This is a genomic window from Marinobacter sp. MA (genome assembly GCF_048298425.1).
GTDB classification, from domain to species: domain Bacteria; phylum Pseudomonadota; class Gammaproteobacteria; order Pseudomonadales; family Oleiphilaceae; genus Marinobacter; species Marinobacter salsuginis.
Genome location: NZ_CP103058.1, coordinates 2,265,951 through 2,278,807 on the forward strand (window position 1 = coordinate 2,265,951; position 12,857 = coordinate 2,278,807).

Consider the following 12,857-nt stretch of genomic DNA (forward strand, 5'->3'; position numbering starts at 1 on the left):
CAGGGGCGGATGTATGACGGAGTCTTCAAAGGCAGAAAGAAAGGATCAAGAGAAGCAGCGCGGGCCCGGCGTTTTGAAAGTCATGCAAAGCATTCTGGCCGGCGCTTTCGGGGTACAGTCCGACAAGCGCCGGGAAGAGGACTTCTCAAGCCATAGCCCCTGGCCCTATATCATCGCCGGCATTCTGTTCACAGCCAGCTTTGTGGTTGGCCTGATCGTTATCGTGAATCTGGTCCTGGCGAGCCAGTAAGATTACTGGCCAGCCACCCAGACGACGGCGAACGCAACGGCAAGCACCACCAGCAGAACGGCGGCAACGGCATCGGCCTGACTATCTGAGCGTACGGTCTTTTTCATGTCTGTTCCTCTTTCCGAGTTGGGTCTCGTGTTTTTCTTGTTTTCCCACAGCCCGGCACATCGGCCCGGCTGACTTTATTAAGTTAAGCAGTTAATTGATATTCGTCCAGTCCATTGTTCCGCTTGCTTATCGCCTGAATCGATAAACATATTTTGAAATAATCATTTTAAGAATAAAAACCCGCTGTTATCCTTCCCCCCAGATATAAGGCCGTCGGCCTCGATATGTCGCTTTCAAGCAGGATCTTCCTACTATGTACGTATACGATGAACACGATCGGCAAATGGCTGCCGAGAGGGTTGCCCAGTTCCGTGACCAGACCGAAAGGGCTCTGGCCGGTGAGTTGGCAGAAGACGAGTTTCTTCCCCTTCGCCTGCAGAACGGCCTGTACGTTCAGCGTCTTGCCCCCATGCTCAGGATCTGTGTTCCCTACGGCATGATGCGTTCTGACCAGCTTCGTAGACTTGCCCGGATTACCCGGGACTACGATAAAGGCTATGCGCACTTCACCACCCGCCAGAACGTTCAGCTTAACTGGCCGGCGCTGGAAGACGTTCCGGATATTCTTGCGGAACTCGCCGAGGTGGAAATGCATGCCAACCAGACCAGCGGCAACTGCATTCGTAACACCACCACAGACCAGTTCTCCGGTGTTCAGTCCGATGAAATCGCGGATCCGCGTCCCTATTGCGAAATCATTCGCCAGTGGTCCACTTTTCACCCGGAATTCGCCTTCCTGCCGCGAAAGTTCAAGGTTGCCGTAAATGCCTCCGAGAATACCGATCGCGCCGCCATTCAGGTGCACGATATCGGCTTGCAGATGGTGCGTAATGAGGCTGGCGAACTCGGCTTCCGTGTTCATGTTGGTGGCGGCCTGGGTCGGACACCCATGGTTGGCCCGGTTATCCGTGAGTTCCTTCCGGAACTGGACTTGCTGACCTACCTGGAAGCCGTGCTGCGCGTCTACAACCGGTATGGCCGGCGGGACAACAAGTTCAAGGCCCGGATCAAGATTCTCGTGAAGGCGCTCACTCCCGAAGGCTTCGCCGAGAAGGTGGAAGCCGAGTGGCAGCACATCAAGGATTCCCCTACCCGGCTGATACCGGAGGCGATTCAACGCATTCAGGCTTACTTTACCGAGCCGGATTACGCCGCGCTGGATAATGCCACAGACCTGCTGGCCAGCCAGCGCTTTGAGAATCGGGGCTTCGATCAGTGGCTGACCCACAATGTGGACACCCACAAAAAGCCGGGCTACGCCATTGTCACCCTGACCATGAAAAAGACCGGTACACCTCCGGGAGATGTCAGCGACAAACAACTGGAGCAGATTGCCGATCTGGCGGACGAATTCAGTTTTGGCGAAGTCCGGGTAACTCACCAGCAGAATGTGGTGCTGGCAGATGTGCGCCAGGATCGCCTTTTAGAGTTGTGGCAGGCCATTACTCCGATGGGTTTCGGCACCGCGAACCTGAACACCCTGACGGACGTCATCTGCTGCCCCGGCGGCGACTACTGCGCGCTGGCTAATGCCAAGTCCATCCCTGTGGCCGAAGCCATCCAGCGGCAGTTCGATGATCTGGACTACCTGTACGACCTGGGCAACATTGATCTGAACATCTCCGGCTGCATGAATGCCTGCGGCCACCACCATGTCGGCAATATCGGTGTTCTTGGCGTCGACAAGAAGGGTGAAGAGTTCTACCAGATCAGCCTTGGCGGTTCGTCCCACCACGACGCCTCGATTGGCAAGATCCTGGGGCCGTCCTTCGCCCGGGACGAGATGCCCAAGGTGATTTCCAAAATCATTGATGTCTACGTTGATAAGCGCACGGAAGAAGAGACCTTCCTGGATACTTATCGTCGTGTAGGAATTGATCCTTTCAAGGAGCGGGTATATGCCTAACGTTATTTCTCCGGACGGCACCATCCGTCAGGACAACTGGGTTGTGGTCCCCCGCCCGGCTGAGGGTGAATCACTGGACATTCCGGCTGACCAGCCGGCATTGATCCCGGCGGATCTGTGGCTGGCCGGTTACGAGCACTTCACCGGAAGAGAGGATATCGGCGTGTGGTTTGACAGCCACGACGAACCGGAGATTCTGGATGGCCACGTCAATGAGCTGCCGGTAATTGCCGTGAACTTCCCGAAGTTCAGTGATGGCCGGGGTTACAGCATTGGCCGGTTGCTGCGGGAGCGCTTTGGTTACGTGAACGAGCTGCGTGCCATTGGCGACGTGCTGCTGGATCAGCTGCAGTTCATGAAGCGCTGCGGATTTGACGCCTATGTGCTTCGAGCTGACAAGGACATCACCAAGGCCGCACGGTGCCTGAACTTCTTCAGCCAGGGTTATCAGGCCGCTACCGACACCGACATGCCTCTCTTCCGCCGTCGGGCCTCCTGATTTAGACCGGAAGAATGAAGAGAGGGGTTCGCCCCTCTCTTCACTCCCAATTACTTGGCGTGATCCAGAACAATCTTCCCGGACGACTCACCTTTTAGAAACGCCTTCAATGCGCCATCCAGATCCTTCCGGCCAATATCTCTGGCTGAAGCTTCCGTTTTAGGACACGCCCACTCCCCTGCGAATTTCTTCCAAACGGCTTCTTTCTCCGCCAGCGGAATCTCTACCGAATCCACACCCAGCAGATTCACGCCACGCAGGATAAACGGCAGCACGGTGGTCTGAAGGCCCGGGCCAGCAACCAGGCCACAGCAGGAAACGGAGCCGCCAGGCTGGATCTGTTTGAGCAGTTCGGCCAGCGGGCCGCCACCCACCGTGTCCACCGCGTTGGCAAACGCGGGTTTAACGAGAGGTTTCTTTTCTTCTGCCAGGGTCTCACGACCCACCACTTCGCTGGCACCCAGGGCCTTGAGATCATCCGCGTGCTCGGCCTTACCACTGATGGCGACAACGTCGAACCCGAGTTTGGCAAGCAGCTCAACGGCAACGGTGCCGACGGCACCGGAGGCACCTGAAACAGCAACCTTACCCTGCTCCGGTTTGGCACCCATAGTCAGAAGCTTCTGGACACAGAGGCCGGCGGTGAGACCGGCGGTGCCATAGATCATAGCGGTGCGGGCGTTCCAACCTGCAGGCATGGGGACGCACCAGGCGGCAGGAACGCGGATGAATTCGCCAAAGCCACCGTCGGTGTTCATGCCCAGGTCATAGCCCGTTACGATAACGGGACTGCCGGTAGACGGCGTTCCCGTAGCTGACTCAACAACCTCACCGGCGGCGTCTATACCCGGGGTATGGGGGAAAGAACGGGTAACCCCCTTGTTGCCGGACGCGGACAGCGCATCCTTGTAGTTAAGCGAGGAGTGGCTGACCCGGATCAGGACCTCGCCATCGGGAAGATCACCGGTGCTCAGGGTTTTCTCGGCGCCGACATACTCTCCGTTCTGCTCTTCGACACGCCAGGCTTTGAATTCGGTATTGGTTGTCATCGTTGTTCCCCGTTTTCAGTGGTCTACTGGAACTTCTGGTTGCGGAAGGCGCCCAGTACTTTCCAGACCGTGTGTTCAAGCGCTGCACTGGTTGCCAATCCGAGCTTTTCCGGAAGGCTCCGTTTGCGCTGGTATGCCACTGAGACTACGTCTGCGCGGTCGCAGGCTTCAATGAGATATTCGTCGGAGGTTTTGATCTCATCGATCAGCTTTACCTCCAGGGCCCGCTTGCCAAACCAGATATCGCCATTGGCAACTGCAGCGATATCCAGGTCCGGCCGTCGTTCACTGACATACTCCTTGAACAGTCCGTGGGTGTCTTCAAGGTCTTCGAGAAATTTCTGACGGCCTTTATCGGTGTTTTCACCAAAGATCGTCATGGTGCGCTTGTGCTCGCCGGCGGTCAGCACTTCAAAATCGACATCGTTTTTCTTCAGGAAACGGTGAAAGTTCGGGAGCTGGGCAACCACGCCAATGGAGCCAAGTATGGCAAACGGGGAGGCCACAATCCGGTCGGCCACACAGGCCATCATGTAGCCACCGCTGGCCGCGACCTTGTCAACGCAGGCGGTGAGGCGTACACCCTTGCTTCGAATACGATCCAGCTGGGCGGCAGCCAGACCATACGAATGAACCAGTCCGCCACCGCTTTCCAGGCGGATAACAACTTCGTCCTTTTCCGGATCGGCGATGCTCAGTACGGCGGTAATGGCGCGGCGAAGCGGATCGGTGTCGCTTGCCTTGATATCGCCATCGAAATCGAGAACGTAAACTCGGCCGCGACTGTCCTCATGCTCGTCGCTATCTTTCTTGGCCTTGGCCGCCTTTTTTTCGGCCTTCTGTTCTTTCTTCCGGGCCTTCTGGAAGAGCTTGCGTTGTTGATCCGACATCAGCCGGGATTGAATCGTTTCACGCAGTTTCTCGTATTTCTCATTGAGCTTCCGGATCTTGAGCTCTCCCTCGCCCTCATGATCACCCCGATCCTTTTGGGCGGCGGACATGACGACAGAGATCACCACCAGAGCCGCCACCACGAAGGTAACGATCTTGGCCAAAAACAAACCGTATTCTGTCAGGAACTCCAAAGTGCTTCTCCAACTGAATGTACAAAGGCAAGAGTGTAACTTACCGAATTTATGGTGATAAGGAGAGCAAAAAAATTAAAACAAGCGTTCGATCGATCTTGACAGACCGGACCACTAACCATAAAGTCGGATTGCGAGGTCGGCTCTACCCGGGCAACCGATCAGGCTCGTGCAGCCAGGGACATCAAGCCGTCGTGATCATGACTAGACAACCATCAAAAGGGTAAAACAATGTCTGTAGCTCAGGTATTTGAACAACTCGAACAGAATTTCAACGCAGACGCAGCTCAAGGCCTGGACCTGGTATTCCAGTTCGACATCGAAGACGACAAAACCTATCACCTGGTCATCAATGACGGCACCTGCAAGATGCACGAAGGCGCCCATGACGACCCTTCCGTCACCCTGATCATGAATTCCGAAACCCTGCACGGCATCGTTTCCGGCGAGACCGACGGCATGCAGGCATTCATGGCAGGCCAGCTGCGCGCCGAAGGCGACATGATGCTGGCAACCAAGCTGGGCGAACTGTTCAAGATGGGCTGATTGTCCCCGGCAAGTGTTGTAAAAAAACCTGCGTTTCGACGCAGGTTTTTTTGTACCCCGGGATTCTACTGGTTCCAGAACTGGACGGCTGCCCTCGCCTGATCGTTCACCGGAACGGCCACCAGTCCCGAGGCGGAAAGTTTAACCTCGAAAACAGCCTCATCCCGCATTGGCATGAAAGTCATGCTGCCGTCCACCGCCTCCAGAAACGGCAAGTTGTACTGCTGATCCCACTGCCATAGATCCGGCCAGATGTCCTCGGAAAGCCCTACGGCTGTTCTTGGCGCAGACCGCTCCTGCTCAAGAGACGTGTAACGCCCGCTCAATCGTTCCAGCCGATAGCCGGGAGCAATATCCAGCCATCGGAACGGGCCGGTAAACCGAATAATCCTGGCATCGATCTGCCACTGGTCGCCCTGAAGTGTCCGTATGGCGGCTATGTCATTCTGGCCCTGGAGAGAAACCTCCCAGATTTGCTCGGCCTGTCGTTGGGTAGAAATGGTTGCCACGGTCTGCATGCCGACCAGCGATTGGTAGCTGGTGAGGTTTACCGCAATAACAAGGACGTAAAGCCCGGCAAGGATAACGCCGAATACCACCGTACCCTTCAGCCAGGTCAACAGCCATCCGGGGTGTCTGAAAAACAGCAGGCCCGCGATAACCATCACCGCGCCTGCAGCGGCAAGGACAATGGTCGCGAGCGTATGGGACATGGAACTACAAACCTACATCGTCCAGCGACGATTCTGCCAACTTCAACAGGTCAACATTACGGTCCTCACTCTTGCCGATGTTCTCGATGTAGTACTCGAGTGACGTCAGCGCGTCGGCAAGGGCTTCAAGCACCTGAGCTGCGGGGGCTTCCTTGGCATCCAGCAAACGCTCCTGGATAGAGGCTGCCACACGCTCAAGAACGCCTGCCGCCCCGGGGTCGTTAACCATCTGCAGGCCGCCCCAGATACTGTGCAGGGTTGCCGGCAGATTCGCCAGATGGAGTTTGTCGTAGTCGGATTCGATAAAGGCAGTAATCGCTCGTTTGGCCAGAGTCAGCGCACCACGGGCTTCATCGGCAACCACATACAACGCTTCCCGAAGGTAGACAGACTCCTCACGCTTGCGCCCGCCACTGGCCAGGGCATCGGTTTCCGACGTGATACCACGGGTGACAATCTGCATTACGGCATCTTCAATGCCCAGAACGGAATCCGCCAGCCGGTAAAGCTCATCATCACCAGGCAGCCGGGACTCTTCTTCCCAGCTCCGGAGTTTGCCCGCCTCTTCCCGTGAAACGCTGGCCAGCTTGTTCAGGTCGAGCATAACCAGGGTGTTTGCCAGACGCTCTAGGGCATCAGCAATCGAAGACAACTCGGCCAGATCCGGCTCTATGCCACGCTCGATGATGTCCAGCTTGTCTTTCAACTGGTTCAATTCATCCTGCAGCGCTTCTGACAGGGACTTGAGAACGTCGCTGCCGGGGCCATATAACCTGCGGGCATGGGCCTCGAGCATGGAGTCGGGAAAATCGGCTGGCGCGAGATGATAGGCGGACAGCACCTGGGTGACTTCAGGGTTGGCAGAGCCACTGCGATACAGCAGATAGACCAGGTCGCGGATCAGGGAATCCGGGGCGTCTTTGCCGGTGGCGACTTTGCCCACGTAAACCACTTCCCGGGCGTATTTTTCGATCCGCATGAACATGCGCTTGCGGGCCTTGGTGAACACCATCGCCCGATCAAGCATGGTGTCCGCAACAATCCCGACAAGACACCACATCTGCCCCATGGGCGCACCCTGGCACAGGCGTGCAAGACCACGAGACGCTCGCCCGATCAGCTTTTTATTCACCACGTCGTTTCGATCTCGGAGAATGCCCAGAAGTGCAACCTGGAAAGTCAGCCGCATGCGGCGAGCCATAATTTCGTAATCGGCCTCATTGCCGTCAAAGGCCTGCAGCGTCATGCCGGCACAGAAATCCGGGCGCTCCTTGACATCGACATCAAAAAAACAGGATTCGGGGTAGGGTTTCTCCCGCCGGGCTTCCCGGAGATCATTGATAACAGGAAGCAGCAGTTCGGGATGATCTTCCCTTTGCTGGTGGTAATACTCCACATAGCGGCGGAGAATAAATAGCGCGCTGTTGAGTGTGGTCAGGAGGATGTTTTTGTCGTCGTTGGCACCAACGGGTACGTCGTTGGCCATGGTGACCGCTTCCTGGCACAGCAAAGTGCCGCCCCGAAGCTCCACCAGGATAAAAATGCCCCGCAACTGATTGATGAAATCAACACAGTTCTGGAGATCCTCACCCCTTTCGCGGTTTTCCTGAAAGCGTTCAAGGCTGGATTCTGCCTGCTTGATGGTCTGTTCGATTTCGCTTTTGACCAGATCAAACGACTGCGATTTCGTCGCGAGAGACGACTGAACCATAAACGCTTCCCGTTAATATTGCGGAGACTACCGCATCCTCTTTGGTGGTCTCTGGTCCGGCTGCAGCGGACCAGGCCTTTTTGTTCTGGGCCGGTTAACCCCTTATCCGGCCAAAGACAGTTCGCAAAAAACTGGCGAACTTATCATTACTTATAACATAAAACTCAAGTACCTCAAGAAAGGCGGAATGTAACATTTAGTACAGGCCGACCCAGTTCTCATTCTGCGCTCTGGAGTTTACCCCAGACGGTTTCACCGGCCTGTTTCTCGAGCAGCGACATGAACTCGTCATGGGCTTCATTTTCAGCACTAGAGGCCCGAACAACGGAAAGCGGCTTTCTGTCAGCCGGAAGCCGCCTGATTCCGCCGTTGCCGCCACCACTTTCGGAGCCGGCATCCAGTGACAGCGCGGTCTGGCCGCCGGTGAGCAGCAGGTAAACGTCGGCCAGGATTTCCGCATCCAGCAAAGCGCCGTGAAGGTCACGGTTACTGTTGTCCACGCCATAGCGTTTACAGAGCGCATCCAGATTGTTCTTCTGCCCGGGGTGGCGAGCCCTTGCGATAGCGAGAGAATCCACAATCGAACAGTGATCAGCCGTCTTACGCACCGGTTTCACCCGGGCGAATTCCGAATCCATGAAGCCAACGTCGAAGGCGGCGTTATGGATAACCAGTTCCGCTCCCTTGATGAACTCGAAGAATTCGTCGGCAATCTCGGCAAATCGGGGTTTATCGGCCAGGAACTCATTGGTAATGCCGTGAACCGTGATGGCCTCGGCCTCAACCTCTCGGTCGGGATTGATATAAACGTGGTAGTTGCGACCGGTGAGCTGGCGCTCCATAAGTTCAACGCAGCCGATCTCGATGATTCGATGGCCTTCTGCGGGATCAATACCCGTGGTCTCTGTATCCAGTACGATCTGTCTCATTGCCTGTACCTGGTTATCTGCAGTTATGCGTTGGAAAGCTCTTCGACACCGCGATTGGCGAGTTCATCCGCCAGCTCATTGTCGGGCACGCCGGAATGCCCCTTGACCCAGTGCCAGTTAATCTTGTGCCGGGCGACTTCGGAATCCAGCTCCCGCCAGAGATCCTCGTTCTTGACGGGTTTTTTCGCAGAGGTTTTCCAGCCATTGCGTTTCCAGCCCGCCATCCATTCAGTAATACCCTTGCGCACGTATTGTGAGTCTGTGAATAACTCCACTTCACACGGGCGCTTCAGGGCCTCAAGGCCCCGAATGGCCGCCATGAGCTCCATACGATTGTTGGTGGTTCTGGCTTCGCCGCCGTGCAGGGTTTTGCGGTTATCGCCATAGCGCAGAACCACTCCCCAGCCGCCCGGGCCCGGATTGCCCTTGCAGGCGCCATCAGTGTAAAGGGTTACCTTGCCGGCCATTCAGTCTCCTGGTTCGATAATCAATGGATCACTTACGCTTGCTTGGGGACGAACCGCTCCGGCTGCAGCCCCGGGAGGCGCCAACGGTGCCAGTCCCCGGCAAGGCAATGACCTTGCTTTGTCGCCAGACAGGGCGTCTTGGCAGCCGTGCATGCACGCGTTTTTTGGCAAGGATACAGTAATAGGCGCCCACTGGCAGGAGTCGATTTCCCGACAGGCGATCATCGATACGGGACCGTGGCTTTCGTCCGGCGCGTTGGAGAGGCGCTCGGAAGAACCTCGTGACGGACGCCTCGACATTGAAGCCCAGCAGGTGAAGCCAGTCTTCCATCCGACCGCGAAACAGGAAACGACCGCCCCATGGGCCTTCGCTACTCCTGGTGATCAGTTTCCGTGCTCCCCAGAGGCTGAGCGGATTGAATCCAAACAAAGCCATGGTCCCTTCTCCGCGAAGCACACGCGCTGCCTCCCGAATCACCTGATGCGGATAGGGTGAAAAATCCGCAGCGTGGTGCAGCACCACCAGATCCATGGAGTCACCTGGAAAGGCCAACTCGTCAGCATCGCAAATGGCGACTCCCTCGGGGATGTGGGGATACCATCGCGGCGTTGTCATGATCTTCTGGGAGAAATCCGTTCCGGTAGCCAGTGGCAGGCGGTGGCTGATGCTTACCTGCAATTGTCTGGCGCCAGTGAGGCGCTGGAGTTCGGCGTCCACAAACCGCCTCTGGTCTGCCAGAAGTGCCCGCCCCAGCGGGGTCTGGAACCAGCGCTCAAAGCTTTCATGTCTGGCGGAATAATCAACTGCGTCGGATTCACTCACCAAAGCGGCACTCCCGGAAGCCGGAACCTGTGGTTGGGGCCTTGTATTTAATGCTCTATCATATCAGTCACATTCGATAAGCACATGTGGGGCCCTATGTTGACCATTTCTGCCATACCCGCGTTCAGTGACAACTATATCTGGTGCCTTTCGGACACCAACAGCGATAAAGCGTTGATTGTGGACCCGGGGCAGGCTCAACCGGTTCTGGACCACCTGGCCGAGAACAACCTGACACTGGACACCATCCTTGTGACCCATCACCACCCGGACCACGTTGGCGGCGTCAAAGAGCTGGTTTCCCGTTTTCCGGATTGCCGTGTCACCGGCCCCGCGGATTCCCCTTATAAGGGTAGTACCAACCTGGTTCACCCGGGCGACGAGGTGATCTGGGGAGACATCACTTTCCAGGTGCTGGGCGTACCCGGTCATACCCTGGACCACATAGCCTATTTCACGGATGTAGAGGTTCAGGGCCGGCCGGTTCTGTTCTGCGGCGATACCCTGTTCGTCTGTGGTTGCGGTCGCCTGTTCGAGGGTTCTCCTGAACAGATGCGCCAATCGCTCCAGACCCTGAGAGCCCTGCCGGGTAAAACCGCGGTTTATTGCGCCCACGAATACACCCTAGCCAATCTCCGTTTCGCCAGAAGCTGGCTCCCTGAAGACGAGGGACTTCGGGATTTCGAGCAGCAGTGCCAGGCCGCTCGTAATGAGGGAAGGCCCACCGTCCCCTCGGTACTGGATGACGAGAAACGGCTGAATCCATTTCTCCGCTGGGATGATCCGGCTGTCGTGGATTCGGCCCGAGCCTATTGTGCGAGCCACGGTTTGCCGGCGGATTCCGAAAACGCCATCTTTGCGGCCATACGCCACGGCAAGGATAACTTCTGACGGCCTGCGCTACGCACTTAACAAATCCTCTCAGAGCCGTAACGAGAGGTTTCTTGACCCTTTAAAAAGAGGTCCCATAGAATCGTTTCAACTTTGTTACCGTAAATTATTCAATACGCCGGGTTTTCAGTTGCTGAGTCCGGCCTCAACCTGAAACCGGATGTCTTTATGTCGGTCAGTCGATTGTCGTTGATGTTTTTCGCCGGAGCCTTGGCCAGCGGCTGCAGTAGCCTGATCAATCAGGGCGAGGAAAGCCCCCTGAACACTCAGGAAGTTGCCGTTGCCGCTGGCGACGAGGGGCTGAAGAAAGCCGTTGAAACCGGAGAGAACGGCGACGTCACTCGCAACGAGCCCCTTGACGAAGCCATTGCGCCCGAACTCAAGGACGCTGCCAGGGATGCCCGGGAGAAGCTCGACAATCCGGTACAGAAAACAACAGAAATAGAAGTAGAAGCGGTCGAGCAGGACCTGTGGGCCAGGCTTCGCTCCGGATTCGTACTGGATCATGATATCGACAATGAGCGCGTCCGGGACCAGTTAAACTGGTATGCCCGCCATCCCGGTTACATCGACCGGGTGGTGGAGCGTGGTAGCCGCTACCTGCACTACATTGTCAATGAGACTGAAAAGCGCGGCCTGCCGGCCGAGTATGCCCTGCTCCCCATTGTTGAGAGCGCGTTCGATCCCTTTGCCTATTCCCATGGCCGGGCCGCCGGTCTCTGGCAGTTTATTCCATCGACAGGAAAGTACTTCGGTCTTACCCAGAGCTGGTGGCACGATGAGCGTCGGGACGTTATTGCCGCCACCGACGCCGCCCTGACCTACCTTGACCGTCTGGCGAACCGGTTTGACGGCGACCATACCCTGGCCCTGGCCGCCTACAACAGCGGCGGTGGCACGGTTTCCAGCGCCATGCGCCGGAATCGTAACAGCAACAAGCCGACCGACTTCTGGTCATTGCAGCTGCCGCGGGAAACCCGCCATTACGTTCCCAAGCTGATTGCGCTGGCGAAAATATTCGACAATCCCGAGGCCTATGGCATAGAGCTGCCATCGCTGAAAGACGAGCCCTACTTCGAGATTGTTGAAACGGGCTCCCAGCTGGATCTCGCCCAGGCTGCTGAATTGGCCGGTGTCGATGTGGATGAAATCTACCTGCTCAACCCCTCCTACAACCGTTGGGCAACCTCCCCGGACGGCCCTCACCGGCTGCTTGTTCCGGTTCAGAACGCCGAGAAATTCCGCACGGCATTGGCGCAGATTCCCGCAGATCAACGGGTCTCCTGGCGCAACTACAAGGTCAAATCCGGCGACAGCCTGAATTCAATTTCCCGCAAATTCTCGACGACGCCGTCTGTATTGCAGCAGGTGAACAACCTGGACGGCGATCTGATCCGCATTGGCCAGCGCCTTATGATCCCATCTGCGTCCAAGGGTAGTGACGCCTACGCCCTGAGCGCCTCCCAGCGCCTCGAGCGCAAACAGGAGCGTAAGCGAGACGGAAATAAGGTGCGCTACACCGTTCGCAAAGGCGATACCTTCTGGGACATTGCCCGGGAGCACCGGGTTTCTGTGCGTGAAGTAGCTGCCTGGAATGGTATGGCTCCCGGTGACCCGCTGATCCCGGGCAAGGAACTGGTCATCTGGTCCAAAACCAATCAGCCCACGATGGTGGCAACCAATAGTACTCGCGGCAAAGCCATGGTGCGTAAAGTCGGCTATCGGGTACGCAAAGGCGATTCTCTGGCCCGGATTGCCAGCCGTTTTTCCGTGAATGTGCGGGACATCGCAAGCTGGAACGACCTGAATACGGCCCGTTATCTGCAACCCGGGCAAAGTCTGGTACTCTACGTTGATATCCGAAACAGTCCCTGACGTGC

Annotated in this window: 13 protein-coding genes; 6 read left to right on the forward strand and 7 right to left on the reverse strand. The window is 56.7% G+C overall.

The features are described 5' to 3' along the window. Positions 1-13: 13 nt before the first annotated feature. From NUW46_RS10595 to NUW46_RS10605, 3 genes are all read left to right on the forward strand, one after another. Positions 14-250, forward strand: a complete 237-nt coding sequence (locus tag NUW46_RS10595; RefSeq protein ID WP_069183571.1) for a DUF2970 domain-containing protein — start codon at positions 14-16, stop codon at positions 248-250. A gap of 361 nt (positions 251-611) precedes the next feature. After that, on the forward strand, positions 612-2,264 hold the full coding sequence (locus NUW46_RS10600) for a nitrite/sulfite reductase (RefSeq protein WP_418140055.1): 1,653 nt from the start codon (positions 612-614) through the stop codon (positions 2,262-2,264). After that, positions 2,257-2,763 (forward strand): DUF934 domain-containing protein, encoded by a 507-nt coding sequence (locus NUW46_RS10605; protein WP_418140056.1) that lies wholly within the window; start codon positions 2,257-2,259, stop codon positions 2,761-2,763. The genes NUW46_RS10600 and NUW46_RS10605 overlap by 8 nt, the downstream gene beginning before the upstream one ends. 50 nt (positions 2,764-2,813) lie before the next feature. On the opposite strand, the gene NUW46_RS10610 is transcribed toward NUW46_RS10605, so the two are convergent. Both NUW46_RS10610 and sohB read right to left on the reverse strand, forming a co-directional pair. Continuing rightward, entirely contained in the window at positions 2,814-3,812 is a 999-nt protein-coding gene (locus NUW46_RS10610) for a YhdH/YhfP family quinone oxidoreductase (protein ID WP_418140057.1), read from the reverse strand. Positions 3,813-3,835: 23 nt separating this feature from the next. Then, entirely contained in the window at positions 3,836-4,897 is a 1,062-nt protein-coding gene (sohB, locus tag NUW46_RS10615; protein WP_349343126.1) for a protease SohB, read from the reverse strand. Positions 4,898-5,128: 231 nt separating this feature from the next. On the opposite strand from sohB, the gene NUW46_RS10620 reads away from it, so the two are divergent. Then, positions 5,129-5,443, forward strand: a complete 315-nt coding sequence (locus NUW46_RS10620; RefSeq protein WP_136629577.1) for an SCP2 sterol-binding domain-containing protein — start codon at positions 5,129-5,131, stop codon at positions 5,441-5,443. Between the two features lie 65 nt (positions 5,444-5,508). Here NUW46_RS10620 and NUW46_RS10625 read toward each other — a convergent pair whose 3' ends face one another. From NUW46_RS10625 to NUW46_RS10645, 5 genes are all read right to left on the reverse strand, one after another. Beyond that, positions 5,509-6,156, reverse strand: coding sequence for a multidrug transporter (locus NUW46_RS10625; protein ID WP_209397246.1), 648 nt, complete (start codon positions 6,154-6,156; stop codon positions 5,509-5,511). A 4-nt stretch (positions 6,157-6,160) separates the two neighbouring features. Then, positions 6,161-7,867 carry a chemotaxis protein gene (locus NUW46_RS10630; protein WP_412535788.1) on the reverse strand — a complete coding sequence of 569 codons (1,707 nt, stop codon included), beginning with the start codon at positions 7,865-7,867 and terminating at the stop codon, positions 6,161-6,163. 218 nt (positions 7,868-8,085) lie between these two features. Beyond that, positions 8,086-8,796, reverse strand: a complete 711-nt coding sequence (gene dnaQ / locus NUW46_RS10635; RefSeq protein WP_136629574.1) for a DNA polymerase III subunit epsilon — start codon at positions 8,794-8,796, stop codon at positions 8,086-8,088. A 23-nt stretch (positions 8,797-8,819) separates the two neighbouring features. After that, on the reverse strand, positions 8,820-9,263 hold the full coding sequence (rnhA, locus tag NUW46_RS10640; protein WP_069183562.1) for a ribonuclease HI: 444 nt from the start codon (positions 9,261-9,263) through the stop codon (positions 8,820-8,822). A 28-nt stretch (positions 9,264-9,291) separates the two neighbouring features. Beyond that, the gene (locus tag NUW46_RS10645) at positions 9,292-10,086 is read right to left on the reverse strand and encodes a methyltransferase domain-containing protein (RefSeq protein WP_418140059.1); all 795 of its coding nucleotides are present in this window, start codon (positions 10,084-10,086) and stop codon (positions 9,292-9,294) included. Positions 10,087-10,182: 96 nt separating this feature from the next. On the opposite strand from NUW46_RS10645, the gene gloB reads away from it, so the two are divergent. Together gloB and NUW46_RS10655 are read left to right on the forward strand one after the other, a co-directional pair. Next, entirely contained in the window at positions 10,183-10,977 is a 795-nt protein-coding gene (gene gloB / locus NUW46_RS10650) for a hydroxyacylglutathione hydrolase (protein ID WP_305966916.1), read from the forward strand. 168 nt (positions 10,978-11,145) lie between these two features. Then, positions 11,146-12,852: a LysM peptidoglycan-binding domain-containing protein gene (locus tag NUW46_RS10655; protein WP_418140060.1), complete on the forward strand. Its 1,707-nt coding sequence runs from the start codon at positions 11,146-11,148 to the stop codon at positions 12,850-12,852. The last annotated feature ends 5 nt before the right edge of the window (positions 12,853-12,857 follow it).

What these genes read in the sequence shown, in the direction of transcription:
- NUW46_RS10595 (WP_069183571.1), top strand. Translation starts at nt 14, where the DNA reads ATGACGGAGTCTTCAAAGGCAGAAAGAAAGGATCAAGAGAAGCAGCGC.
- NUW46_RS10600 (WP_418140055.1), top strand. Translation starts at nt 612, where the DNA reads ATGTACGTATACGATGAACACGATCGGCAAATGGCTGCCGAGAGGGTT.
- NUW46_RS10605 (WP_418140056.1), top strand. Translation starts at nt 2,257, where the DNA reads ATGCCTAACGTTATTTCTCCGGACGGCACCATCCGTCAGGACAACTGG.
- NUW46_RS10610 (WP_418140057.1), bottom strand. Translation starts at nt 3,812, where the DNA reads ATGACAACCAATACCGAATTCAAAGCCTGGCGTGTCGAAGAGCAGAAC.
- NUW46_RS10620 (WP_136629577.1), top strand. Translation starts at nt 5,129, where the DNA reads ATGTCTGTAGCTCAGGTATTTGAACAACTCGAACAGAATTTCAACGCA.
- NUW46_RS10625 (WP_209397246.1), bottom strand. Translation starts at nt 6,156, where the DNA reads ATGTCCCATACGCTCGCGACCATTGTCCTTGCCGCTGCAGGCGCGGTG.
- NUW46_RS10630 (WP_412535788.1), bottom strand. Translation starts at nt 7,867, where the DNA reads ATGGTTCAGTCGTCTCTCGCGACGAAATCGCAGTCGTTTGATCTGGTC.
- dnaQ (WP_136629574.1), bottom strand. Translation starts at nt 8,796, where the DNA reads ATGAGACAGATCGTACTGGATACAGAGACCACGGGTATTGATCCCGCA.
- rnhA (WP_069183562.1), bottom strand. Translation starts at nt 9,263, where the DNA reads ATGGCCGGCAAGGTAACCCTTTACACTGATGGCGCCTGCAAGGGCAAT.
- gloB (WP_305966916.1), top strand. Translation starts at nt 10,183, where the DNA reads ATGTTGACCATTTCTGCCATACCCGCGTTCAGTGACAACTATATCTGG.
- NUW46_RS10655 (WP_418140060.1), top strand. Translation starts at nt 11,146, where the DNA reads ATGTCGGTCAGTCGATTGTCGTTGATGTTTTTCGCCGGAGCCTTGGCC.